This window comes from Nonomuraea sp. NPDC052116, assembly GCF_040680035.1.
Taxonomy (GTDB): domain Bacteria; phylum Actinomycetota; class Actinomycetes; order Streptosporangiales; family Streptosporangiaceae; genus Nonomuraea; species Nonomuraea angiospora_A.
In genome coordinates, this window is sequence record NZ_JBFAWA010000009.1 from 357,247 (window position 1) to 381,474 (window position 24,228).

Here is a 24,228-nt window from a genome sequence, read left to right on the forward strand (position 1 = left end):
TTCACCTCCGAGAGGAACAAGGTGCGAAAACTGTTGCACGCCGCGCCTGAGGCGACGTGCGCGGCGGGTTACGCTCGGAGGTGGATCAACTCTTCCGTGAAAGAGGATCATCATGAGTACGAGAGCGTTCCCGCTCACGCTGCGCGTCACGGTGAGCGGAGCGACGCCGGACGAGATCAGGGAGAAGGCCGTGGCCCGGGCGCACAGCTTCTTCGGTCCCGGCGCCGAGCTGGACGTCACCAGCGCCGAGGCCGAGCCCGACGCGGAGGCGGAGGGCCGCTACCGCGCCACCGTGCTCTTCCGGAAGGTCGGCTGACGAACCGGGGGCTCGTGATCCGGCGGCGTGCGTGCGGCGAATATACGGTGATCGCCAGTCGATGACAGGAGGCGTGCGATGACACGTTGGCGCCGGTTCGTGCTCACCCTGACCGTCGCGATGTTCACCGTGGTCGCGGCGGCATCGGCCGCGGCCGCCGGCATCCAGGGCAGCGGCCTGAACTGACCACCGCCACGCGACACCGGAACGGCCGGTTCCGTCCTGGCCGTTCCGGCTCCCTGGCCTGACCTACTGGGTCGCCTCCTTCAGCAGGTACCGCAGCCGTTTCACCAGCTCGGGGTCGCCGTCGAAGGTCAGCCCCGCACCGTCGCCCCGCCCCCACAGCCACAACAGCACGTCCTGGGGCGCGCCCGAGATCGACGCCTCCGCGGTGGAATCGTCCCTGGAAACCTCGACGCCCGAGGCGGCCGGGCGGACGAGCCGGCGATCCGTTCCCACGGAGATCGACACCGCGCGTCCGTCCGCACCGGCGAGTCCGTCACCGAAGTCCTCCGGCCACTGACGGGAGGCGAACGCGAGGAAGGTCACGAGGATCTCGTCGATGCCGTCCACGGCCAGGTCGGCGGGGATCGGCATGACGGGCTCGCCGGCCGCGAGCTCGGCGTCCACCCGGTGCGCCACCGCCTCCAGCGACATCCTGCGGGCCCAGAAGCCGACGGTCTGGTCGGGGTCGTACCAGGTGAGTGCCTTCTCCTCCGGTTTCCGGGGGGTGAGCTCGCCACGCAGCTCGGCCATGGCGCGGTCCAGGTACGCCGCGGTGAGGTCCCGGGTGGCCGTCTCGCGCATTCGTGCGTAGTTCTGCTCGATCAGTTGCAATTACCGGCGCTGATCCATGCGCCAAGTCAAACACAGTTACGCGATCGCCCCGTTACTTGACGACCTGGAAGATGCAGTCGGTGGGTGACGGCACAGCCGGACTTCGGCCCCGAACTAACGACCTGCGGCCCAGGGCATCAGCTCGGCGACGATGCTCTTGCTCCACGGCCGGACGAGAGAGCGCAGCTCCTCGCAGGGCTCGGCGCCGAGCGCGGTGTACGGTGCCATCCCCATCCGGTCGGTCGCCTCTTCGATCTCCTCACGCCATCCGCGCCCTTCCTCGGTGAGAGATCCCTCGAAGAGCCAGCCACGCTCCTCCAGCCCCTGTACGGCGGCAGCCCAGTCGGCCTCGGGCCACCCCCGCGTGCTTCGGAGCACCTCGGACGTGACGGCGCCGGTGGCCGCGTGGGTGACCAGGGCTTCGATGCCGCTCAGGCCGGCGGCCAGGAGGGCGGCGAGATGGCCGTCGCCGCGATACTCGCGCAGCAGGGTCTGGGCATGCCAGAGCATCAGGTGGGGAGCCTCGGGCCAGGGCAGTGCCGCGTGCGCGGCGTACAGAGGCCGCCCGCTGAGCTCTCCCGCGACGGTCTCCGCCGCCCGGCGGGCCAGCGCTGCCGCCCGCGCCATCTCCGGGGAGTCCACGGCATCGCCCAGTACGCGGCGCAGCGTGGCGTCGGCCGATGCGAGCCGGGCGGCCAGGATGTCGGCCGGCGAGGCGATCTGCCAGGCGGCCGGGATCGCCTGCCGTACCAGATCGGGGTTGAAGTTGTAGAAGGTCGCGATCACCGTGGCGGCGGGCACCGGACCGAGAGCGGCGGCTCGGGAGGCGAAGTATCCCATCCGTCCGCTCAGCCCGAGCTTCTCGTAGGCGGCGCTCGCCTCGGGGGAGAAGTAGATCATGCCGTGCAACGGCTCCAGGGTGCGCCAGGTCCGGCGTTCCAGCGTCATGCTGGGAAAGATACCGACCAGTCAGTTTGGGTGTCCACCAACTCTTGGATCAGCGAAGCCACGCGTATAAGGCTCCGGTTACCGAGATGGCGCAGGCAAGGACGAACATGACCAGGGAAATCGGCGTGGTGAACGTGCGGTGCGGATTGCGTCGCACAAGACGGAGCGAATCCATGTTCAGGGTCGCAGCCAGCCGATCCTGAATCTCCGCTATCGGCTGCAAGGCCAATCGGGCAAGACCGCGGCTGCGCCAGCCCGCGAGTGCCGCCGCGACAGAGACCAGCGCCGCTACGAGCCCGACGGCGCCGGCCACGGCGTCAAGCTTCGCCTGGAGGGCGGCGACGTAGGCGGCGGAATTCACAGCGGTCGATACGAGATAGAAGTTGAGGACCTGAAGCCCTTGGCTGATGCGGTACTCATACCAGCGTGTGGCATGTTCGAGGGCGGCCACCAGCGCCTCGTGATCATTTGGCCCGGGTGGCGGCGGACTCGGGGCGACGCGGCGGCCAGGGATCCACTGAGTGATCGCGGTCCGGACAGAGGAGATCGTCTTGCCCACCAAACCCTCCGTTGAAGGTCAGCCCACTTCTCCAATGACAGCACACCACCCCATGAAAAGGGCTTTGCCGTGCGGCGTCGCATGAAAGTGGGCCGCGCCAGTGCTGGGGGAGACTGGCGCGGCCCGTTTCGCCGGGGAACCGCCGCATGCCCGGAGGGCGGTCCGGCGAGATCAGTGGGCGAACTGCTCCTCTTCCGTCGACCCCCGGAGCGCGGTCGTCGAGGAGTCAGGTGCCACGGCCGTGCTGATCAGGTCGAAGTACCCGGTGCCGACCTCGCGCTGGTGCCTGGTCGCGGTGTAGCCGCGCGACTCGGCGGCGAACTCGGCCTCCTGCAGCTCCACGTACGCCGTCATGCCGTCCGCGGCGTACCCCTGGGCCAGGTCGAACATGCCGTAGTTCAGCGAGTGGAACCCGGCGAGCGTGATGAACTGGAACTTGTACCCCATGTGTCCCAGCTCCCGCTGGAACTTGGCGATGGTGGAGTCGTCCAGGTGCTGCTTCCAGTTGAACGACGGTGAGCAGTTGTAGGCGAGCATCTTGTCCGGGTACTCCGCCTTGATGGCCTCGGCGAACTCGCGGGCCACGTCCAGGTCGGGCGTGCTGGTCTCCATCCAGAGCAGGTCCGAGTACGGCGCGTACGCCAGCCCGCGGGCGATGCACGCCCCCAGCCCGTTCCTGACCCGGTAGAAGCCCTCCGGGGTGCGCTCGCCGGTGGTGAACGCCTGGTCGCGCGGGTCCACGTCGCTGGTCAGGAGCGTCGCGGCCTGTGCGTCGGTCCGCGCGATGATCAGCGAGGGGACTCCGGCGACGTCCGCGGCGAGGCGGGCGGCGGTCAGGGTCTTGATGTGCTGGCCGGTTGGGATGAGCACCTTGCCGCCCAGGTGGCCGCACTTCTTCTCGGAGGCGAGCTGGTCCTCCCAGTGCACGCCCGCGGCGCCGGCCGCGATCATGCCCTTCATCAGCTCGAACGCGTTCAGCACCCCGCCGAACCCGGCCTCGGCGTCCGCCACGATCGGCGCGAGCCAGTGCGGGGCGTCGGTGTCGCCCTCCGACCAGGTGATCTGGTCGGCGCGCAGCAGCGCGTTGTTGAGGCGGCGCACGACTGCGGGCACGGAGTTGGCCGGATACAGGCTCTGGTCCGGGTACGTCTGCCCGCCCAGGTTCGCGTCCGCGGCGACCTGCCAGCCGGACAGGTAGATCGCCTTCAGTCCCGCCTTCACCTGCTGGACGGCCTGGTTGCCGGTCAGCGCGCCGAGGGCGTTGACGTAGTCGTCGGTGTTCAGCAGGTCCCACAGCCGGCCGGCGCCGAGCCGGGCCAGCGTGTGCTCCTCCTGGACGCTGCCGCGCAACCTGATCACGTCTTCGGCGCCGTACGTGCGCTCGACGCCCTCCCAGCGAGGGTCGTTGTCCCATTCGTCCTGCAGCTGCTCAGCAGCTCCCTTGAGGCGATCGATCATTGTTCACTCCCTTGTCGTCCCCTGGGGCTCACAGCCGAGTGTGTGCCCTGGGAGAGGCCGCCCATAGTCATGAGTCGAGAGAAGAACGGCGAAAGTTTCCATGCCATGCATTACTGGCGGGTATTCAACAGTGAAGAAATCGATAGTTTTCCTGTTGGCCTAGACCAATCCGAGCGACACGGCAGTCTGGCTCCGACCTGTTCAGGAGACTAGAAAATGGGCCGAATTTCTGTCTAAGATGCCGACATGGTGCCCTTGCTAGGCGAAGAACCGCTGTCTTTGACGCAGGAGCTTGACCTGATCGCGTTCGGCCAGCGCCTCCGGCACCTGCGCAAACAGCGCGGCCTCACCCTGTCCGACCTGGGCTCGCGCGTCGGCAGGGCGCCGAGCCAGCTGTCGCTGCTGGAGAACGGCAAGCGCGAGCCCAAGCTCTCGCTGCTCAAGGGGCTGGCCGCCGCGCTGGGCGTGCCCATCGAGGAGCTGCTGCGCCGCCAGCCGCCCAACCGCCGTGCCCAGCTGGAGATCGCGCTGGAGGAGGCGCAGCGCGACCCCATCTACGCCGGGCTCGGGCTGCCCCGGCTGAAGGTCTCCGCCCGCGTCCCGAACGACGTGCTCGAACACCTCCTCGGTCTGTACGGCGAGCTGCGCGCCCGGCAGGCCCGCGGCACCGCCACCCCGGAGGAGGCCAGGGCCGCCAACGCCGAGCTGCGGCGCAGGCAGCGCGAGGTCGGCAACTACTTCGGGGAGATCGAGGAGGCCGCCGCCAAGGCGCTGGCCGCGGTCGGCTACCGTACGGGCGCGCTGTCGCAGAGCATGATCCAGAGCCTGGTCACGCACTTCGGCTACACCGTGCACACCGCGCAGGACCTGCCCCGGTCCGTACGTTCCATCACCGACCTCCGCAACCGCCGCATCTACGTCAAACACGAGCAGCTCGGCATGCACACCCCGCGCACGATCCTGCTCCAGACGCTCGGCCACCTCGCGCTCGGCCACGACAAGCCCCGCGACTTCGCCGACTTCCTGCGCCAGCGCACCGAGGCGAACTACTTCGCCGCCGCCGTCCTCGTCCCCGAGAAGGCCGCCGCGCTCTACCTCCAGGAGGCCAAGGCCGACCGGGCGCTGTCGGTGGAGGACCTGCGGGACGTGTTCGCGGTGTCGTACGAGATGGCCGCCCACCGCTTCACCAACCTCGCCACCCACCACCTGGGTCTCGTCTGCCACTTCGTGCGCAACGACGCCGGGGGCACCATCTACAAGGCGTACGAGAACGACGGCATCGTCTTCCCGGCCGACGAGCAGGGGGCCATCGAGGGGCAGCGGATGTGCCTGCAGTGGTCGGGGCGGCAGGTGTTCGCCTCGCCCGACCGGTTCTCGGTGTACTACCAGTATTCCGACTCGCCCACCGGGACCTATTTCTGCGTGGCGCACGTGGATCCGTCGCGGGAGCGGGACTTCGCCATCACGCTGGGGGTGCCGTACAAGGAGTCGCGCTGGTTCAGGGGCCGGGAGACCACCAGCCGCACCAAGTCCGACTGCCCCAACGGCGACTGCTGCCGCCGTCCGCCCGCCGAGCTGTCCGAGCGCTGGGAGGGCTACGCCTGGCCGTCCGCCCGCGCCAACTCCCACGTCCTGGCCGCGCTGCCGCCGGGCTCGTTCCCCGGGGTGGACGAGGCTGACGTGTACACGTTCCTGGAGCGTCACGCCGCCACCGCATAATCTGAAATGTGGGGATACGGGGGGAGGGGTCGCATGCTGCCTGAAGTGCGAGGATGGTTGCGGCACCGTACTTCGTCCGCTGAGGACTGGCCGCTCCGGGACCTGAAGGCCGCCAAGGGGGAGACCACGGTGAGCGTGGTGCTCCCCGCCCGCGACGAGCGGGAGACCGTGGGCCAGATCGTCGGCGTGATCCGGCGCGAGCTGGACGGGCTCGTCGACGAGATCGTGGTGATCGACTCGCGTTCCTCCGACGACACCGCGCTGGTGGCGCGGCGCGCGGGGGCCTGCGTGCACGCCCAGGACGAGATCCTGCCGCAGCTCAAGCCGATGGACGGCAAGGGTGAGGCACTGTGGAAGTCCCTCGCCGTGACCTCGGGGGATGTGCTGGTGTTCGTGGACGCCGACATCCGGAAATTTCGTGCTTCTCTGGTATTCGGCCTGCTCGGGCCGCTGTTCGCGGACCCCACCGTGGTCTACACGAAGGGTTGCTATGACCGGCCCTTGCACGGCACCGCCAACGGCGGCGGCCGCGTCACGGAGCTGGTGGCCCGCCCGCTCATCAACCTCCACTGGCCGCACCTGGCCGGTTTCGTCCAGCCCCTGGCCGGGGAGTACGCCGGCCGCCGCTCGGCCCTGGAACGCGTGCCGTTCCTGACCGGTTACGGCGTGGAGCTGGGGCTGCTGATCGACCTGCTCGAACTGGCCGGGCTGGACGCGTTCGCGCAGGTGGACCTGGGCTCGCGCGAGCACGCCCCGCAGTCGACCGAGGCGCTCGGGAGGATGGCGTCCCAGATCATGCTGGCCGCCTGGTCGCGCCTGCTGCGTCAGGGCAAGATCGAAACCTGCCACGAGCCGTCCGTCCGGCTGGCACAGTTCCGGAGGGGGCCGGACGGGCACGACATCCTGCTCCGCGACATCGGGATCGGCGAGCGCCCACCCATGATCACCGTGAACGCGATCACCGTGGCTCCGTCAAACCCGACGTGACGAACGCGGCGATCTGGTCGCGCATGGCCTCGTGGTCGTCCGCCGCGTCGCCCAGGATGATGCGCCCGAGCTGGCGCATCATCGAGGGGAACAGCGCCAGCCCGGTCATCATGAACAGCGTCCGGGCCACCTCCGGCGACGGCTCCACACCCAGACCCTTCGCCAGCGAGGCCGTCTTGCGGCGGCAGCGCTCCACCCGTACCTCCTGCCCGGCCGGCAGCCCCTCCTGGTCCCGGTAGTTGAGCGCCTCCCACATCAGCAGCCGCACCAGCTCGGGATGTGAGTGGTAGTAGTCCGTCAGCCGGGCCACGTAGTCACCGGGATCGGCGCCGGGGAGGGAGATCTGCGTCGTCAGGTCATCGAGCGCCTCCTTGATGACCTCGTCGAACAGCTTCTCCTTGCTGCCGAAATGCCCGTAGATGCGCTCTTTGTTGACGCCGGCCCGCTCGGCGATGCGATCCACGCGGGCGCCCGCCACGCCGTACGCGGCGAACTCCTCCCGCGCGGCCTCCAGCAGGGCGGCGCGCGTGGCGGTGGTCGAGACCTTGGGTGCCATGCCGCCCATGATAGCCACCAACCAGTTGGTTGTAATCCAACTGAATGGTTGACATCCAACTAGTTGGTTGGCTACCGTCCCGACACATGACGACCACCATTTCCCCCGCGCCGCACGACCTCGCGGCGACCTCGCCGGCCGGCTTGCCGTTCGGACGCACGCTGGCGGCCTTGACCCTCACCGCCGTGCTGGTCAGCGGCCAGCTGTACATCGTGATCCCGCTCCTGCACGACATGGCCACCGGCTGGGGCGCCTCGGCCGGCGGCCTGACCTGGCTGGTGACCGCGTTCGGCATCGGGTACGGAGCCGGTTTCCTGATCTTCGGCCCGCTGTCCGACCGGTACGGGCGCCGCCGGATGCTGATGATCGGACTGCCCCTGGCCGCGCTGACCTCGGCGGCGGTGGCGTTGAGCCCGAACCCCGAAGTGGCGCTGGCGTTGCGGGCGGTGCAGGGGCTGGCGGTGGCGATGTTCCCGCCCGCGGCCCTGGCGTACCTGGCGGAACGGGTCGAGCCGCGCCGCCGGGTGGGCGCGATCGCGGCGATCACCGGCGCGTTCCTCGCCTCGGCCGTGCTGCTCCAGGTCGCCGCCCAGCTGCTGGTGGACGTGATCGGCTGGCGCGGGCTGTTCCTGCTGTCGGCGGCCGGGTTCGTGCTGGCGTTCCTGGGCGTGCGGGCCGTCACGCTGCCCGACCTGCCGCGTGTGGGCGGCGGCTCGCCGCTGTCGGTCTACCGGGCGGTGCCGGGCCTGCTGTTCCACCGCGTCCTCGGCCTCCGGTACGTGGCCACGGTCATGCTGATGGCGGGCTTCGTGGCCGTTTACACCGGTCTGCAGATCTACGGCGTGACCTCGTCCTCCGAGCTTCTCGCGCTCCGCGCGGCGGGGCTCCCGTCGATCGTCCTGGTGCCGCTGCTCATGCCGTGGCTGGCCCGGATCCACGCGCCGATCAGGGCGGCGGCGTTCCTGGCGGCCGGAGCCCTCGCCCTCGCCGCCGTCGGCCTCACCGGGACGGCCGCGCTGGTGCTGCTGCTGGCCGTCTACGTCGCCGCCATCACCGGCGGCCTGCCCAGCCTGAACGAGGCGATCTCCGCCGGCGCCGGACCAGCCCGGGGGACGGCGCTGTCGCTGTTCTCCTTCGCGCTCGCGGTCGGCGGCAGCGTCGGCCCGCAGCTGGCCGCCGCGTTCGGGGGATTCACCCCGCTCCTGTACGGCCTCGCGATCGGCATGGCGCTGGCGGCCCTGGCCACTCTGCTCTCCGGGGTATTCCACCGCGTAGCTACTGACCGGTAAGGTGTTCTGTTACCACTGGTAACATCGGGTCGAGGAGAGTGCGCACATGACCGGCTTCTGCCCGGAGCCCAGCGACGACGTGGCCGAGGTGCGCGACTGGGTGCACGCGTTCGCCCGCGACGTGATCCGCCCGGCGGGCGCCGAATGGGACGAACGCGAGGAAACCCCCTGGCCGGTCATCCAGGAGGCGGCCAAGATCGGCCTCTACTCCCTCGACTTCTTCGCCACCCAGTGGTTCGAGGACAGCGGGCTCGCGCTGCCCGTGGCGTTCGAGGAGATCTTCTGGGGCGACGCGGGCATCGGCCTGGCCATCGTCGGCACCGGCCTGGCCGCCGCCGCCCTCGCCGCGAACGGCACCCCCGACCAGATGGGGGAGTGGCTGCCGCAGATGTTCGGCACGGAGAACGACGTCAAGCTGGGCGCCTTCTGCGCCTCCGAGCCCGACGCCGGATCGGACGTCGGCGCCATCCGCACCCGCGCCGTCCATGACGGCGGCGACTGGGTGCTGGACGGCGTCAAGACCTGGGCCACGAACGGCGGCATCGCGAACGTCCACGTGGTCGTCGCCTCGGTGGACCCCTCACTCGGGACCCGGGGCCAGGCGTCCTTCGTCATCCCGCCCGGCACCCCCGGGCTGTCCATGGGCCAGAAGTTCCGCAAGCACGGGATCCGCGCCTCCCACACGGCCGAGGTGATCCTGGACGGCGTCCGCGTACCGGGCTCCTGCCTGCTCGGCGGCAAGGAGAAGCTGGACGCCCGGCTGTCCCGCGTACGCAACGGGGAACGGGCGGGGGAGCAGGCGGCGATGCGCACGTTCGAGACCACCCGCCCGTCGGTCGCCGCCATGGCCGTCGGGATCGCGCGGGCGGCCTTCGAGTACGCCCGGGACTACGCCCGCGAGCGGGAGCAGTTCGGCCGCAAGATCGGCGAGAACCAGGCGATCGCCTTCCTCCTCGCCGAGATGGCCACCCGGGTGGACATGGCCCGCCTGCTGACCTGGCGGGCCGCCTGGATGGCCCGCAACGGCAGGCAGTTCTCGCAGGCGGAGGGCTCGATGTCGAAGCTGGTGGCGGGGGAGACGGCGGTGTGGGTGACGGAACAGGCGATCCAGATCCTGGGCGGCGCCGGATACACCAGGGAGCACCCGGTGGAGCGCTTCCACCGTGACGCCAAGATCTACACCATTTTTGAAGGCACGTCGGAGATCCAGCGCCTGATCATCGGCCGCGCGGTCACCGGCCTGCCGGTCCGCTGAAGAACTTCGACACGCCAGCAGGGATGACGTGTCGCCGGTGGGGTCGCCGCGGCACATCACCCTGCCTACTGCGAGCGCACCGGGCTGGACCCGGTGGACATGTCGGTTCGGCACGCCGAGTTGTACGCCCGGTGGATGGTCGAGCCCGCGGGCGAGGACGAGGCGCATGCCATTCCGCGGACGGCGGGAAAGTCCGGGAAATGACCGGCGCATGCCCTGGTGACGGCGACTGCGCCCTGTGACGCTGACTGCAATCGCTCTGGCGAATTCACGGGGAGACCTCGATGCAGACAGCAGGAAAATCCCGGAAAGTACGGCCTACAGCCCGAGTCCTGGCGATGGCGACCGCGTTGGCGGTGGCTATGGCGACCACCATCTCACCGGCATCGGCTGCCGCAGGTGGCGCCCCGGCAGCTACTCGGCTCGCGCGTCCGGCCGGTGTCAGTGTCTGCCTGGGGCTATGGGCCGCGTACAACGCCATTCTGCTCAGGCACCTGGGAGACGGTTGCAGCCCAGCGGGCACTTACCACATCCACGTCTGGGGCGGTGGCCGCGACATGAACTATCCCACCTACACCTATAACCGCAGCAACCTCAGGGAATTCTCCTATACATGGCCGGTGCCCGCAGGCACCAACATCTGCGCGGAGCTCTGGTACCACAAGCCCGGCGGCGGTTATGAGAGCTGGGGCCTTCCCTGCGAAACGATGTGACTTCCCGCAAGGCCATTCCGCCGCCATCGCCGCCGCGATGGCGATGACGCCGGGATGTACTCGAAGCTGACCAGCTCGAGCCGGCGCGGGTCGAGCGTGTCCTTCTGCTGGTTCCACCGCTTGCCTCTGGTGTGGAGCTCGGTGGCGCGGGCCTGCCACCGCGGCGACCGGGCGCGGTAGAAGATCAGCGCCGGGTGGGACGACACCGACCGGTAGCGGTAGTCCTGGTCCGCGAGATGCTGCGTCACCCCCTCCGACATCCCTCGAGCGTCACCGCGACCAGATTCCCGCTGATCAGGCGATGCTCGACATCGCGGCCGCCGCCTTCGCCGGGATCGTGGTGGGCGACTTCGACGTCCTCATGCTCGAGTACGTCGTGTTGGACTTCACCGGGGCTGCTGATCTGCGCCAGGCCTCGGGTCGGCTGCGACGGACTGCTCCTACCTCTGGCCAACGGCGCGCTCGTCGCCCCAACGCCGGCAAAGAGCATCGCCGAGCCGCTGTCGGCAGCCTGACCTTCGCGCACACGGCGTCCATCCGGTTGAACCACTGGAGAGCTCGTTCACGGGGCAGAACGGCGTTGAGCAAGTGGGAAGGTGCCGCGGCGGGCGTCGAGGCGGGGGTGCGGTCGGGTCGTGGTAGCAGGTGGCCTGGAACGCACGCTGAATCAGGCCGAGACCGACGCCTTGGCGCTGTGTGTGCAGGCGAACGCCGGCCTGGTGCCCAGCCTCAACGACAGGAGCCGAACACCTCTGTCGTGAGCATGGCCACGTCGGTGAACAGGCGCGGGCGGGCCTTGCCGTACCTGACCGAGATGCCGGTCTGCTTCATGGCCGGGTCGAGAATGGCGGCTCGGTGCTCGTCGCTGTTCATCCACCAGCGGACGGCCGCGCGCGGCGTTGCGGTGCCGTCCCAGCCCGAGAAGACGTTCTCCTTGACCTGCCAGGTGCCGGCCGGGCAGTAGCCGGCCGCCCTGACCCGGACGCCGACGTCGGAGTGCGTCACCGGGTTGATGTGCCACTGCTTGTTCTTCGGGTCCTCCGGCCGGTCGATCCACCACTTGAGCAGCCTGGCCGCCTGCACGTGCTCGTCGGCCGCCTTGTACAGGCGGTAGCTGTCCTCCAGGGGCGCGACGCCGACGCGGGCGCGCTCGGCGTTGACCAGGCAGCGGATGGCGTTGGACGCGAAGCCCTCCATGAGGACGATCGCCGCCTTGCGCTGGCCTTCGGTCAGCTCGGGTTTGTGCTTCTTGAACCAGGGCTCGGTGCGGACGGGGTTGTCGGCGAAGTCGCAGTCGGCCCGCTGTGCGTGGGCGGGCGCGGCGGTGGCCGCCAGCCCGGTGGCCAGCAGCGCCGCTGCGAGGAAGGCTCTCATGTCTCGACTGTGCTTTGCACCGCGCGGCGCCGCATGAGTAAGGGATACTCAAAAGGAGGATGGTCGCCGCTACACTCTGAAACCGCTCGGCTGGGCGCGCCCCTGCTGGACGAGCACACCGCCCTTCGAGGCCGGGATCTGCACGAGTATCGCCAATCCCGGCTGCGGGCGGTCTGCTGGACGGGCGTCGTGCTCATCCCATTCGCCAGGACCGCACTGGCGGTGCTCATCTCCACCCACTCCGGCAGCCTCCCCGGCTGCTTCGCTCAGCTCGAAGGTCCGTGGGCGGAGGTCGCCGACCACCTGTCCAGAGCCACGGGCGCGGGCATCCTGGTCAGCATGGCCGCGATCGGCACGGTGCTCGGGGGCGGCGTGGCGGGGTCGGTCCTCACGGTCGTGCTGCTCGTCTCCGCGCTCTTCGAACCGATCGCCCAGCTCGCGACCTCTGCGCCGTACGACTGCTCCACCGTCCTTGGGCTCGTCGGCTGGCCCCACCTCGTCGCCGCGGGGCTGGCCCTGGCCACCTGGCTGTGCTCAACCGGCCAGTCCTGGCACCAACGCCGTTCAGTCAAGGAAGAGGACTGTTCGTCAAGCCCGTGAACAAAGCAGCGGCCGCCGCCCTCGTCGTCGCCGATGTCTTCGGCTACCACGACGGGACCACCGCCCGTCTTCTCAGGGAAGGCGGTGGAGCCTGGAGCCGCAAACGCCGCTGGGGAACACGGCGGCCTCACCAGTACCGAACCAGTACCGACGTCGTAGTAGACGTGGCTCTACGCCGCATAGACGGGCGCCAGGTCGACGAAGACGCGGTAGTCCGAGATCAGACCGTCGTCGCGGGTATGCCAGATCGACACGGCCACGACGCTGACGTCCTTGCCGTCGAGCCGCCGGTATGTCACCTCGGTCTCGGCAATGGTGTCGGCGTCGGCCTGCCACGTTCTGACGAGCCTGTGCGCGAGGCCCCCGATGGTCGCGAAGAATGTCCGCAGCCCCTCGGCGATGGCGTTGCGTCCCACCATGGGCTCGGCATTGCCGAACACCATCCTGGCGTCCTCCGCCAGCAACTGCACGAACTTGCCGGGCTCGAACGAGTCGACCACCTGGAAAACGCGCTGTGCCTCGTCGTCGGACATGCCGATCTCTCCTCCCATGGCGAGGGTCGCTGCTCGGGACGTTACGTGGCGGCGGGCAAGATGCAACCCCTTCTCAAAAACCAACTGACCGGATCGAGAAGGGCCTGGCCAGCCCTCGTAGCTTGGGCCGAGATTCCCTGATGGGCAGGGCTCGGGTCCGGCCCATCAGCCTGACCATCTTCACGCTGACCGCCCGGCGGACGTCGCGTTCCTTGACCCTGGCCGGGGTCGTGGACCGGCCGACCGCCTCGGGTTTGCCGTGCCCCTTCGAGGGCGTCGTCCTACAAGGCTTGATGCACCTGCCCCTCGGGCACCCGTTCCGTGTGGATCAACCGGATGATCGCCTGGCTCATCCGGGCGTAGTCGTGGTCGTTGACCAGCTCGCCGCGGAGGCTGAAGTCGTTCATCACCGCGATCCGGTCCGCGAGAGTGACGATCTCCGGCAGGTCCGAGGAGATCAGCAGCAGCGCCATCCCTGCTCCGGCCAGCTCGGCGATCAGCTCGTGGAACGCCGCCTTGGTACGCACGTCGATGCCGACCGTCGGCTCGTCCACGATGAGGATCTCGCATTCGGCGGCGAGCCACTTCGCGAGGCTCACCTTCTGCTGGTTGCCGCCGGAGAGCTGGCCCGCGAGCTGGGACGGCGACGAGATCCGGATGCCCAGCCGGTCGGCGTACCGGGCCACCAGGCGACGTTCCGCCCGATCGGTGACCAGCCCGGCCCTGGCCAGGCGCCGCCACACGGTGACGCCGACGTTGCGGGTGATCGGCTGGTCGAGGAAGAGGCCCTCTTCCTTGCGGTTCTCGGTCACGTAGCCGATGCGGTGGCCGCGGAGAGCCTCGCCGACGTCGCGGATGCGCACCGGACGGCCCCGCACCTCCACGGTTCCCGACGTGATCCGGTCGAGCCCGAGCAGCGCCTTGGCCAGCTCGCTGCGGCCGGCCCCGACCAGGCCGTACAGTCCGAGGATCTCTCCCGGGCGCACCGACAGGGAGACGTCGCGGTGGCCCCGCGCGGTGCACACCCTGTCCAGCCGCAGGGCCGGCGAGGTGACCGGGTCGACGTGCCGCTCGGCGAGGCGGACCGAGGAGTACGCCCGCCCGACCATGAGGTCGACGATCTGGTCCTGCGTGTAGCCGGCGAGCGGCTCGGCCTCGGCCACGCTGCGCCCGTCGCGCAGCACGGTGACCGTGTCCGCGACCGCGAACACCTCCTCCAGCTTGTGGCTCACCAGCACGACGGCGTGTCCGCTGTCGCGCAGCTTGCGTACGATCCCGTAGAGCCGGTCGGCCTCGTCCCCGGTGAGCGACGCGGTCGGCTCGTCGAGCAGGAGCACCTTGCTGTCGACGCTCAGCGCCTTGGCGATCTCGACCAGCTGCGCCTGCGCCACGGAAAGCCGGGAGACCGGGGTGCCCGGGTCGAGGTCCAGATCGAGCAGGTCGAGGCAGCGGCGGGCCTCGGCACGCATCCGCGCCCGGTCGACGAGACCGAAGCGCCGCGGCAGGTGGTGGAGCAGGATGTTCTCGGCGATGGAGAAGTCGGGGATCAGGTTGCGCTCCTGGTGCACCACGCCGATGCCGGCCCGCTGGGCGTCGAGTGGCCCGTTCAGGTGCAGCTCGGCGTCGCCGAGCGCGACCCGCCCGCCGTCCGGCCTGTGCACACCGGTGAGGATCTTGATGAGCGTGCTCTTGCCCGCGCCGTTCTCGCCCAGCAGGGCGTGCACGCTCCCCGCGGCGAGCCGCAGGGTGGCCCTGTCCAGCGCGCGGACTCCCGGGAACGTCTTCACCAGGTTCTCGGCGGTGAGCATCATGACGACCCCTTCGACAGCTTCTGGCGTACGGCGCCGAGCAGCACCGCACCGAGGACGACGGCGCCGACGATCAGGTCGATCCAGCGCGGGTTGATGCCGAACTGCGCCTGCATGACGTCCACCAGCCGAATCAGGAACGCCGCGAGGCAGGTGCCGGCGACGCTGACCACCCCGCCGGCCAGCGCCACCCCGCCGATGATCGGCGCGGCGAAGCTCTGCAGCAGCAGATCGTCGCCGATGCTGGAGTTGACGGAGCCGGAGGCGGCGACCGTGATGACGGCGGCGACGCCGGCGAGCAGGCCGCTGAGCCCGTGCGCGATGACGATCGACCGATCGTTGGAGATGCCGGAAAGCCGCGCGGCGAACGGGCTGCCGCCGGTCGCCAGCATCTGCCGGCCCACGACCGCGCGGCCGAAGAACAGGGCCACCAGGGCGGCCACCACCAGAGCGAGGACGAGGACGACCGGCAGCCCGAGCATCGAGGCGGTGCCGAGGCCGCGCAGCCATGGCGAGTACCCCTGGAAGGTGTCGGGGCCGTTGATCCCGTACCGCAGCCCCTCGATGATCGTCATGGTGGCGAGGGTCACGATGAACCCGTTGATCCGGGTGAACACGACGAGCAGCCCGTTGACCAGGCCGGCGGCGAGACCGACCCCGAGCGCGCCCAGCACGGCCAGCGGGGCGGGCAGGCCGGCTTCGAGCATGAGCCACGCCGCGACCATGGCGCACAGGCCCGTGAGCGTGCCGACCGACAGGTTCATCTGGCCGATGGCCAGGACGACCATCTGGGAGAGCCCGATGACGATCGGGACGGCGAGGAAGCGGAAGAACGCGTCCAGCGTGCCGCGCGAGAGCAGGTTGCCGTCCGTGGCCACGGCGAGCGCGACGAAACCGGCGGCCGCGAGCACCGCGAGGGTGAACTCCGGCCGGGCGGTGACATCCTTGAGCCGCCCGCCGAGTCCGGCGCGGGCGGCGGTCGTGGTGCCGGTGCTCATGCCCGTGCCCTCCTTCGTTCCGCGGCGACGTGGCGCACGCGATCGAGCGACAGCGCGCCGAGCAGCACCAGGCCGATGTAGAGATTGAGCTGGTCGAGCTGGAACTGCAGCAGGTTCAGGCCCTTGTAGATGACCTGGGTGAGCGTCGCGCCCAGCACCGTGCCGAGCACGCTGACGGCGCCGCCGGCCAGCAGCGTGCCGCCGAGCACCGGGCCGAGGAAGGACGGCAGCAGGAACGCGTCGCCGATGCGCGCCGAGAACGCGCCGTTGTTCGCGGCGAGCAGGAAGCCGGCCAGCCCGGCCAGTAGCCCGCTGAGCGCGTGGGCCTGCACCACCCGGCTCCGGACGGGGATGCCGGACAGCTCGGCCGCCTTCTCGTTGGCGCCGGTCATCAGGATCTCCCGGCCCAGCCTGCCGAAGCGGAACAGCAGGCCCACCGCCAGCACCGCGACGAGGGCGAGTGGCACGACGAGGGGGATGTGCGGGCCGCACAGGTCGCCCATGCAGTAGTCGGCGAACGTGTCGTTGCGCAGCGCGTCCATGCCGGCGGGCCGGCTGCTGAAGGCGACGCCGTCGGTGAACCTGGTGTAGAGGATGGTGATGAGCCCCACCAGGGCGAAGTCCATCGCCAGCGTGACCACGAACGAGTTGACGCCGGTACGCGAGATGATCAGCCCGGCCAGCGCGCCGAGCGACGTGCCCACGATCAGCCCGATCACCAGGCCGACGAGCAGCGACACGCCGAGCCGGTCGTAGGCGAGGCCCATGGCGAACGCGCTCATGGCCGCCATCCGGCCGACGGCCATGTTCATGTGCCCCAGCGACAGGACCGCCAGCTGGGAGAGGCCGACCACCGCGTACACGCTGATGTCCGACTGCAGCGGCACGAGCGTGAGCGTGGTGTCCATGAACGCCGGCCGCAGCACGGTGAAGATCGCGACCAGGGCGATCAACAGGATGAGCAGCCCGAGGCGCGGGTTCGCCCAGAGGGGCATCCCCGACGGCTCGCGCGGTCCCGCCGCGGGGATCTCCGGCGGCGTCGCGGTCCGCGTGCTCATGCGACCCTCCGGTCGTCGATCGCGTCGCGGTCCCACTCGATGCCGAGCCCGGGGGAGGCCGGCGCCAGAGCGTGCCCGTCGGCGATCCCGATCTCCCGCCGGGTGATCGCCCTGAGCTGGGGGATGTGCTCCAGGTAGCGGCTGTTCGGGACCGCACAGCAGAGGCTCACGTGCAGCTCCATGAGGAAATGCGGACAAACCGGCACGTTGTACGCCTCGGCCAGGTGCGCGACCTTGAGCCACGGCGTGATGCCGCCGATGCGTGCCACGTCCACCTGCACGATGCCGGCCGCCTGCCGGTGCAGGTACTCGCGGAACTGCGCCACGGAGTAGAGCGACTCACCCACCGCGACGGGGATCGAGGAGGCCGCGGCCAGTGCCTGGTGCCCGGCGACGTCATCGCCCGGCAGCGGCTCCTCGAACCAGTAGGGGTCGGACGGTTCGAGCAGCCGGGCCCGCCTGACGGCCTCCGCGGGGGTGAGCGACTGGTTGGCGTCGAGCATCAGGTCGAAGCCGGGCCCGACCGCCGCACGGACGGCGGCCAGCCGTTCCGCGTCCTCGACGGGGGAGCGGCCGATCTTGAGCTTCACGCCGGGCCAGCCCGCAGACTGACTGGCCTTGGCGCCGGCGATGAGCTCCTCGGTGGTGAGGTGCAGCCAGCCGCCCTCGGTGTCGTACAGCGGGATGCGGTCCTTCGCGCCACCCGCGAGGACCCACAGCGGCTGGCCGGCGTCGCGGCACCGCCAGTCCCACAGGGCCGTGTCGACGGCGGCGAGGGCCAGGGAGGTGATCGCGCCGACCGTGGTCGCCCGGGTAGCGGCGAACAGGTCGTGCCACACGGCCTCCACCCGGCGGGCGTCCGCGCCCGCCAGCCTGGGCAGCAGGTAGTCGCGCAGCAGGGCGAGCACGGCGGTGCCACCGGTGCCGATCGTGTACGTGTAACCGGTGCCGGTGCCGCCGTCGTCGGTCCGGATCTCGACGAAGACGGTCTCCTGCTTGATGAACGACTGGACGGCGTCCGTGCGTACGGTCTCGACCTCCAGGTCGACAAGATATGCCTCGGCGTGAGTGATCGCGGGCAAGGGAGGCTCCTCCTGGGGCTCGTCGGACTACTTGCAGGACAGGTACTGGCTGTCGAACGCCTTCTTCAGCTCGTCCGTCTTCGCCTGGCGGTTCGTGTCGTAGGTGTCGATGTCGTCCTTGGTCACGACGAAGGAACCGGAGTCGATGATCACTCCCGGTTGCGCCATCGTGCAGCCGCCCGCGAGCTTCATCAGCGCGTACGAGCCGACGGACGCCTGGCCGACCGGGTTCTGCAGCACGGTCGCGGCGACCGAGCCGTCCCTGAGGCCGGCGAGGATGGTCTTGTCGTCGTCGATCGCGACGACCTTGATCGGCAGCTTGGACCGCTCGACGCCCTCCGCGGAGGCCACCGCGGGGTTGTAGGCGGTGTTGACGATGCCCTGGATCTGGTCGCCCTTGGCGGCGAGGAGGTCGGCGACGGCCTTCTGGGCCGTCTGCAGGTCCTTGTCCACGTCGGTCACGGTCTGCAGGAGCTTGACCTTCCCGCCGGTCTCATCGACCGCCTTCTGCACCCCCGCGATGCGGCGCTGGGTGTTGGAATCCACCTTGTTGCCGGTCAGGTGCACGAGGTCGCCCTGACCGCCCATGGCCCCGATCGCGGCCTGCGCCGCCTTGTAGGCGGCCAGCTGCACGTCGGTGGACAGGCAGAAGTCCGCCTTGTCGACCTCGCCGGCCGGGCAGGACGCCAGCGAGGCGACCGGGAAGCCCTGCCGCTTGAGGTCCTCGAAGGTGGCGTTGATGTTCTCCGGGGAGACGCCGAAGACGCCGAAGGCGTTGTAGCCCTGCGCGGCGAGGGACTTCAGCACGTCGTTCTGCTTGGTCTGGTCCCAGTCGGAGGTCTCGTTGAAGCTGACGTCGCCGACGCCGAGATCGCTCTTCGCCTTGGCGGCGGCGTCCTTCCACGGCTGGAAGTAGGGATGTGCCCCGCCGGGGACCAGGGCGATCTTGACCTGGTCGGGCGTCCGGGTGGACGCGCCGGCCGGCGTCGTGTCGTCGCTCTTCCTCGTGCAACCGGCGGTGGCGGTGACGGCGAGCACAAGGACGGCAGCCAGCCCGCCGAGCCGGTTCAGTGATCGTTGATTCATGACAGCGCCCTCTCAGGATCATAGATCCTATAGGATGTTTCATGGAGGTATAGTTCCTGTCCGTCAGGACGTCAAGACTTGACCTTCCGGCGACACGTCGACTCCGTGGGAGGATTGAGCCCGATGGCATCCACCGAACCGATCCGGCTCAGGCGGTCGACGCTCGGCGACGACGTCTACGACGTGCTCAGGGCGCGCATTCTCGAGCACAGCATGCGGCCCGACGACCGCGTCAACATCGACGCGCTGGCCCGCGAGCTTGAGGTGTCCCAGACGCCGATTCGCGAGGCCCTGGCCCGCCTGGAGTCCGACGGGCTGGTCCGCAAGCGCCCCCTCGTGGGCTACACGGTCACCCCGCTGCTCACGCGCGCCGAGTTCAACCACCTGTTCGAGATGCGGCTGCTGCTGGAGTGCGCCACCGCGCGGTGGGCCGCCGAGCGGGCCACCTCAGCGCAACGCGAGTCGATCATCGCGGAGGCGGCCACCTCGATCGCGCAGGAGCCGGACGACCCCGAAGGCTGGCGCTGGCACGCGGCCTTCACCGCCCACGACGCCCGCTTCCACGATCTCATCGCCGAGGCGTCGGGCAACCCCCTGCTCCGCGACGGCCTCGAGCGCCTGCATGTCCACCTTCACCTGCACCGGAGATACTTCCCCTACACCCATGCCGGCACGACGATCGAGGAGCATCAACGCATCGCCGCGGCCATCGGGGCCGGGGACCCGGACGCGGCCGAGGCGGCGACGCGAGGACACCTGAGCGCGGCGCGTGAGCGGCAACTGACGGCATTCGACTGACGCCCGCCCGCCGACCGGCCCGTGCCGGGCGGCGGGCGGGGTCAGGTCGTCAGCCGGCGTTCGCGAACCGGTTGACCCAGGTAGCGGTGCGGTCCAGATAGGCGGTCTGGGCCGAGGCGCCGGTGCGCCCGTAGGCGCCCTCGAAGCTCTGATACCCGGTCCGCACGACCGCCGGCTCGATCACGCTGCCCTCGTGCCACTCGTTGAAGGACGTGATCGACACCCAGGTGGGGTTGGTCTGGAGGGCGTTGGACCACTCCTTGTCGTAGGTGGCTCCGTTGTCCCTGGAGAGGGTGGGCGTGGTGTTGCCGGGCACCGCGCGGTCGTCGATGTAGCCGGGGCCCACCGACGGAGCCCACACCAGCCCGCGCTGGCGCGCGTAGTCCGCGGCCTGCTGCCAGCCGGGCGCCGTGGCGCCGGCGATCGCGTCGTAGGTGTACATGCCGTTGAAGTTCGCGATCTTCGTGGTGTCGGTGGTCTGGGCGAGGATGACGTTGCTCTGGTTGACCTGGCTCAGGGCCGACCAGTCGGTGATGCGCAGGCTCTCGAAGACGTAGAAGGCGTTGCGGAAGGCCGGATGCGAGCCGTAGGTCTGGTTGATGTAACGGATGTCCTCCACGGTGGAGGCGGCGGTGCGGCCGGAGTAGGGCTCCAGGTGCCAGGCCACCTTGAGCCCTTCCTTCGCCGCGGCGTCCATGACGCCTCTGGCGAGGTTGTCCTCATAGCTGCCGCGGCCCCACCAGCTGAGCACCAGCACACCGACGCCGGCCTGTTTGATCCACTTCATGTGCTGGGGCACCGCGCCGGCGAAGTCGCCGGAGTCGTAGGCGCCCAGGGCGGGGTACAGGTCCGCGCCGACGTCGTCGGGCGGGGTGTGCCCGCCCTGCGGCCAGTGCCGCCAGCTGCCGCTGACCTGCGGCGAGCCGTACCAGGGGTAGTAGAAGACGTGCACCTTGTCCGACAGCGCCGTGCCGCCGTTCGTCGAGCTCGTCAGGGTGAAGGTGTCGACGTCGAACAGAAAGCCGCTGCCGCCGGTGAAGGCCAGGAAGAGTGGTCCGGTGGCGGTGCCGGTCAGGGTGGTGGAGACGTTCTGGAAGGTCTCCCAGCCTCCGGTGGTGGGTACGGTGACCGAGCCGAGCAGGGTGCCGGTGGCCGATCCCGAGCGGATCTGGATGGTGCCGCCTGCCCCGGCGGAGGAGACGCGGGCGGAGAAGGTCTTGGCGCCTGTGGTGGTGACGCCGGAGTAGCCCGCCCAGTCGCCGTTCTCGATGAAGCCGAGTGTCTGGCCGCCGCTGGCGGGTGTGTGGCCGGCGATCTGCACCCCGGAGCCGGAGGTGTACGACTCGCCCTCGACCGTGACGCTGCTCCCGCCCAGCTCCTTGATCCGGATGTTGCGGAAGGCCACCTGGTCCGAGGCGCTGTGGTTCTGGATGCCGACGTACCCCTGGAGCAACGAGCGCCGCGGGTCGGTGTTGGTGAAGTCGTTGATCTTCACGCCGTTCAGGAGGACCTGCAGCCGCTCGCCCTCCACCAGCAGCTCGTAGGTGTTCCACTCGCCGGGCGGGTTCAGCGCGGCGTCGCGCGCGGCCTGGTCGGCGGCCTTGAAGCCGTAGATCGCCCCGGTCGTGCGGTCCGGGGTGTCGGTGGCGTCGATCTGCACCTCGTAGCCGTTGTCGATGGCCGACTGCGGATCGGACGAGGCGGGGAAGCCGACGAAGATCCCGGAGTTGCTGTCGCCGGTCAGTTTCCAGTCCAGCTTCAGCGAGTACGAGCCGAACTCCTTGGCGCTGTGCCACAGCAGCCCCATCCCGCCCTGCGAGGTCAGGGTGGCGTCGGCGTTGGCGAAGCTGCCCGGGCCGGCCTGGGACCAGCCGCTGGTGGAGCCGTCGTACAGCGTGGTGTAGCCGGTCTCCGGCCGGCAGTCGGCCTTGGCGACCCCGGCCGCGTACCGGATGCCGCCGAGGAGCACGTTACGGAAGGCGGGATCGGCGTACGACTCGATGGTGTGGCCGAGTCCGGTGTAGAAGGCTCGCCCCTGGCTCTGCGGGTGGCACCACGTGATGGGGTGGTCGCCCATGTCGCCGCCGCTGTAGGTGCTCTCGTTGAGGTTCTGCAGCACGCGTACGGAGGAGCGCGGGTTGGTGCGGTAGTTGTACCACTCGTCGGTACGCGTCCAGGTGGGGCCGAGGTGGGCGGTCGCCGGGTGCGCGCGGTTCTCGGTGCGTACGGTGGCCTGCTGGATGGCGGGGTGGCTCTTGAAGTAGGCGCCGGCCAGCTTCTCGTAGTACGGCCAGTCGTACTCGGTGTCGGCGGCGGCGTGCACGCCCACGTATCCGCCGCCGGAGTCGACGTAGGACTGGAAGGCGGCCTGCTGGGTGTCGTTGAGCACGTCGCCGGTGGTGTTGAGGAAGACGACGGCCTTGTAACCCGCGAGGTTGGCGCCGGTGAAGGCTCCGCCGTCCTCGGTGGCGGTCACGGTGAAGTTGTTGCCGCCGCCGAGATCGCGGATGGCCTGGATGCCCGCCGGGATCGCGTCATGGCGGAATCCGGCGGTCTTGGAGAAGACCAGCACCTGGTAGGCCGGGTCCGAGGGGGCGGCGGTCAGGCTCGCCGCGACGAGTACGAGGCCGAGGAGTTTGTGAATCATCGCCGCCTACCTGGTGATCGTGAAGGTGTCGATGTCGAAGAGGAAGCCGCTGCCGCCGGTGAAGGCCAGGAAGAGTGGTCCGGTGGCGGTGCCGGTCAGGGTGGTGGAGACGTTCTGGAAGGTCTCCCAGCCTCCGGTGGTGGGTACGGTGACCGAGCCGAGCAGGGTGCCGGTGGCCGAGCCCGAGCGGATCTGGATGGTGCCGCCTGACCCGGCGGAGGAGACGCGGGCGGAGAAGGTCTTGGCGCCTGTGGTGGTGACGCCGGAGTAGCCTGCCCAGTCGCCGTTCTCGATGAAGCCGAGTGTCTGGCCGCCGCTGGCGGGTGCGTGGTTCGCGATCTGCACCCCGGAGCCGGAGGTGTACGACTCGCCCTCGACCGTGGTGCCGGGCGGCGCTCCGGTGGTGAAGGTGAAGGCGTCCACATCGAACAGGTTGCCCTGCCCCGACACGCCCTTGAAGACCAGGAACAGCTTCGTCGTGCCGCTGGGGGCGTTGCTCAGAGCGGCGGAGACGTCGGTGAAGGAGTCCCAGCCTCCGGTGTTGGACACGGTGAGGGTGCCCAGCAGCGTCCCGGTCGAGGAGCCCGCCCGCACCTCGACCGTGCCGCCGGGGCCGCCGGAGGAGACCCGGGCGGTCACCCTGGTGGCCCCGGCCAGCAGGTAGGGCTCGAAGGAGATCCAGTCGCCGTTGTCGGTGAAGCCGACGGTCGCGCCGCCCTCGGCCCCGCCGTGGTTGGCGACCTGGATGCCCTGCTGGGCGCCGAAGTGCTCGGCCTGCCGGTGCGCCGGCTGCAGGGTGCGGACGCCGTGGCCGGTCAGCCCGCCCTTGTCGGTGTACTCGGCGTCGAAGACGCCGTAGAGGTTGGCCGCCGCGTCGTGCTCGCCGTCCGCCGGGATGGTGATCGATCCCTCGCAGCCGTTCTTGGAGGTGATCGCATGGGTGTGGCTGTCGTGGCCCACCAGGTACGTCACCTTGACGCCGGCGCAGTCCACGGTGCCGTCCTCGGGGTCGGTGACGGTGACCTTGAAGGGCACGGCCTGGCCGTAGGAGAAGAGCTGGCCGTCGACCGGGGTGGTCAACGTCACGGTGGGCGCGGTGTTGCCGACCGTGATCACCAGGCTGGCGGTCCCGGTCAGGCCCTGCGGGTCACGTACGGTCAGGGTCGGCCGGAAGGTGCCGTTGGCGCTGTAGGCGTGGGTCGGGTTGGCCTGCGTGGAGGTGGCGCCGTCGCCGAAGTTCCACGCGTAGGTGAGCGCGCCGCCCTCGGGGTCGGAACTGCCGGCCGAGGAGAAGGCCACGGTCAGCGGCGCCTGTCCGGAGGTCTTGTCGGCCGCGGCCTTGGCCACGGGGTTGCGGTTGGCGCCGGCGAGGTACTCGATCCGGTACAGCGCCTGGTTGCCGCCGCCGGTGCCGTAGTCCAGCACGTACAGGGCGCCGTCCGGGCCGAACTCCGAGTCGATGATCTGCGTGCCGTCCCAGGGGAAGTCCTCGATCACGCCGGGTGCGCCGTCGCTCTTGACCTCGATCGCCTTGATCCACTGGCGGCCGAACTCCATGGCGAAGTAGCGGCCGTCGAGGGACTGCGGGAACTTGACCGTCGAGGTCG

Annotated in this window: 24 protein-coding genes; 8 read left to right on the forward strand and 16 right to left on the reverse strand. The window is 69.8% G+C overall.

The genetic code is table 11. The annotated features are described in order from the left end of the window. The first annotated feature begins 112 nt into the window (after positions 1-112). Positions 113-316: a hypothetical protein gene (locus AB0L65_RS20215; protein ID WP_364247387.1), complete on the forward strand. Its 204-nt coding sequence runs from the start codon at positions 113-115 to the stop codon at positions 314-316. Positions 317-565: 249 nt separating this feature from the next. On the opposite strand, the gene AB0L65_RS20220 is transcribed toward AB0L65_RS20215, so the two are convergent. The 4 genes from AB0L65_RS20220 to aceA form a co-directional block, all read right to left on the reverse strand. Then, the gene (locus tag AB0L65_RS20220; protein ID WP_364247390.1) at positions 566-1,153 is read right to left on the reverse strand and encodes a maleylpyruvate isomerase N-terminal domain-containing protein; all 588 of its coding nucleotides are present in this window, start codon (positions 1,151-1,153) and stop codon (positions 566-568) included. Between the two features lie 114 nt (positions 1,154-1,267). Beyond that, positions 1,268-2,101, reverse strand: coding sequence for a hypothetical protein (locus tag AB0L65_RS20225; RefSeq protein WP_364247393.1), 834 nt, complete (start codon positions 2,099-2,101; stop codon positions 1,268-1,270). A 49-nt stretch (positions 2,102-2,150) separates the two neighbouring features. Further along, on the reverse strand, positions 2,151-2,660 hold the full coding sequence (locus AB0L65_RS20230; RefSeq protein WP_364247396.1) for a hypothetical protein: 510 nt from the start codon (positions 2,658-2,660) through the stop codon (positions 2,151-2,153). A gap of 171 nt (positions 2,661-2,831) precedes the next feature. Then, entirely contained in the window at positions 2,832-4,118 is a 1,287-nt protein-coding gene (gene aceA / locus AB0L65_RS20235; protein ID WP_364247399.1) for an isocitrate lyase, read from the reverse strand. Positions 4,119-4,397: 279 nt separating this feature from the next. On the opposite strand from aceA, the gene AB0L65_RS20240 reads away from it, so the two are divergent. Both AB0L65_RS20240 and AB0L65_RS20245 read left to right on the forward strand, forming a co-directional pair. Continuing rightward, positions 4,398-5,837: a helix-turn-helix domain-containing protein gene (locus AB0L65_RS20240; protein WP_364247402.1), complete on the forward strand. Its 1,440-nt coding sequence runs from the start codon at positions 4,398-4,400 to the stop codon at positions 5,835-5,837. Between the two features lie 33 nt (positions 5,838-5,870). Further along, on the forward strand, positions 5,871-6,824 hold the full coding sequence (locus AB0L65_RS20245; RefSeq protein WP_364247405.1) for a glucosyl-3-phosphoglycerate synthase: 954 nt from the start codon (positions 5,871-5,873) through the stop codon (positions 6,822-6,824). Here the strand turns inward: AB0L65_RS20245 and AB0L65_RS20250 are convergent. Beyond that, positions 6,796-7,380, reverse strand: a complete 585-nt coding sequence (locus AB0L65_RS20250) for a TetR/AcrR family transcriptional regulator (RefSeq protein ID WP_364247408.1) — start codon at positions 7,378-7,380, stop codon at positions 6,796-6,798. The two genes, AB0L65_RS20245 and AB0L65_RS20250, sit on opposite strands and share 29 nt — an antisense overlap. 86 nt (positions 7,381-7,466) lie before the next feature. Between AB0L65_RS20250 and AB0L65_RS20255 the strand changes: the two genes are divergently transcribed. The 3 genes from AB0L65_RS20255 to AB0L65_RS20265 all read left to right on the forward strand — a co-directional run bounded on the left by AB0L65_RS20255 (position 7,467) and on the right by AB0L65_RS20265 (position 10,637). Continuing rightward, on the forward strand, positions 7,467-8,669 hold the full coding sequence (locus AB0L65_RS20255) for an MFS transporter (RefSeq protein ID WP_364247411.1): 1,203 nt from the start codon (positions 7,467-7,469) through the stop codon (positions 8,667-8,669). Positions 8,670-8,715: 46 nt separating this feature from the next. Further along, on the forward strand, positions 8,716-9,924 hold the full coding sequence (locus AB0L65_RS20260; protein WP_364247413.1) for an acyl-CoA dehydrogenase family protein: 1,209 nt from the start codon (positions 8,716-8,718) through the stop codon (positions 9,922-9,924). Between the two features lie 338 nt (positions 9,925-10,262). Next, on the forward strand, positions 10,263-10,637 hold the full coding sequence (locus AB0L65_RS20265) for a hypothetical protein (protein WP_364247415.1): 375 nt from the start codon (positions 10,263-10,265) through the stop codon (positions 10,635-10,637). Here AB0L65_RS20265 and AB0L65_RS20270 read toward each other — a convergent pair. The 3 genes from AB0L65_RS20270 to AB0L65_RS20280 all read right to left on the reverse strand — a co-directional run bounded on the left by AB0L65_RS20270 (position 10,601) and on the right by AB0L65_RS20280 (position 12,011). Next, on the reverse strand, positions 10,601-10,885 hold the full coding sequence (locus AB0L65_RS20270; protein ID WP_364247418.1) for a hypothetical protein: 285 nt from the start codon (positions 10,883-10,885) through the stop codon (positions 10,601-10,603). The genes AB0L65_RS20265 and AB0L65_RS20270 overlap by 37 nt on opposite strands. Further along, entirely contained in the window at positions 10,882-11,163 is a 282-nt protein-coding gene (locus AB0L65_RS20275) for a hypothetical protein (protein WP_364247421.1), read from the reverse strand. Before AB0L65_RS20275 ends, AB0L65_RS20270 begins: the two co-directional genes overlap by 4 nt. 203 nt (positions 11,164-11,366) lie before the next feature. Further along, entirely contained in the window at positions 11,367-12,011 is a 645-nt protein-coding gene (locus AB0L65_RS20280; protein WP_364247424.1) for a CAP domain-containing protein, read from the reverse strand. A gap of 189 nt (positions 12,012-12,200) precedes the next feature. On the opposite strand from AB0L65_RS20280, the gene AB0L65_RS20285 reads away from it, so the two are divergent. Further along, a complete protein-coding gene (locus AB0L65_RS20285) occupies positions 12,201-12,611 on the forward strand; it encodes a hypothetical protein (protein ID WP_364247427.1) in 411 nt (136 codons plus the stop codon). Between the two features lie 170 nt (positions 12,612-12,781). On the opposite strand, the gene AB0L65_RS20290 is transcribed toward AB0L65_RS20285, so the two are convergent. The 6 genes from AB0L65_RS20290 to AB0L65_RS20315 form a co-directional block, all read right to left on the reverse strand. After that, positions 12,782-13,144 carry a nuclear transport factor 2 family protein gene (locus tag AB0L65_RS20290; protein ID WP_364247430.1) on the reverse strand — a complete coding sequence of 121 codons (363 nt, stop codon included), beginning with the start codon at positions 13,142-13,144 and terminating at the stop codon, positions 12,782-12,784. Between the two features lie 281 nt (positions 13,145-13,425). Beyond that, positions 13,426-14,955, reverse strand: a complete 1,530-nt coding sequence (locus tag AB0L65_RS20295) for a sugar ABC transporter ATP-binding protein (RefSeq protein ID WP_364247432.1) — start codon at positions 14,953-14,955, stop codon at positions 13,426-13,428. Continuing rightward, complete coding sequence (locus tag AB0L65_RS20300) at positions 14,952-15,950, reverse strand: ABC transporter permease (RefSeq protein ID WP_364247435.1); 999 nt, start codon at positions 15,948-15,950, stop codon at positions 14,952-14,954. The genes AB0L65_RS20295 and AB0L65_RS20300 overlap by 4 nt, the downstream gene beginning before the upstream one ends. Further along, positions 15,947-17,008, reverse strand: coding sequence for an ABC transporter permease (locus tag AB0L65_RS20305; protein WP_364247438.1), 1,062 nt, complete (start codon positions 17,006-17,008; stop codon positions 15,947-15,949). The genes AB0L65_RS20300 and AB0L65_RS20305 overlap by 4 nt, the downstream gene beginning before the upstream one ends. Continuing rightward, on the reverse strand, positions 17,005-18,090 hold the full coding sequence (locus tag AB0L65_RS20310; RefSeq protein ID WP_364247440.1) for a mandelate racemase/muconate lactonizing enzyme family protein: 1,086 nt from the start codon (positions 18,088-18,090) through the stop codon (positions 17,005-17,007). Before AB0L65_RS20310 ends, AB0L65_RS20305 begins: the two co-directional genes overlap by 4 nt. 27 nt (positions 18,091-18,117) lie before the next feature. Beyond that, positions 18,118-19,176 (reverse strand): sugar ABC transporter substrate-binding protein, encoded by a 1,059-nt coding sequence (locus tag AB0L65_RS20315; RefSeq protein WP_364247443.1) that lies wholly within the window; start codon positions 19,174-19,176, stop codon positions 18,118-18,120. 123 nt (positions 19,177-19,299) lie between these two features. On the opposite strand from AB0L65_RS20315, the gene AB0L65_RS20320 reads away from it, so the two are divergent. Next, a complete protein-coding gene (locus AB0L65_RS20320; protein ID WP_364247446.1) occupies positions 19,300-19,974 on the forward strand; it encodes a GntR family transcriptional regulator in 675 nt (224 codons plus the stop codon). Between the two features lie 49 nt (positions 19,975-20,023). Here AB0L65_RS20320 and AB0L65_RS20325 read toward each other — a convergent pair whose 3' ends face one another. Further along, complete coding sequence (locus tag AB0L65_RS20325; protein ID WP_364247448.1) at positions 20,024-22,621, reverse strand: ThuA domain-containing protein; 2,598 nt, start codon at positions 22,619-22,621, stop codon at positions 20,024-20,026. Between the two features lie 6 nt (positions 22,622-22,627). Next, positions 22,628-24,228 (reverse strand): carbohydrate-binding protein (locus AB0L65_RS20330; protein ID WP_364247451.1); only part of this gene is annotated, 1,601 nt, incomplete at its 5' end.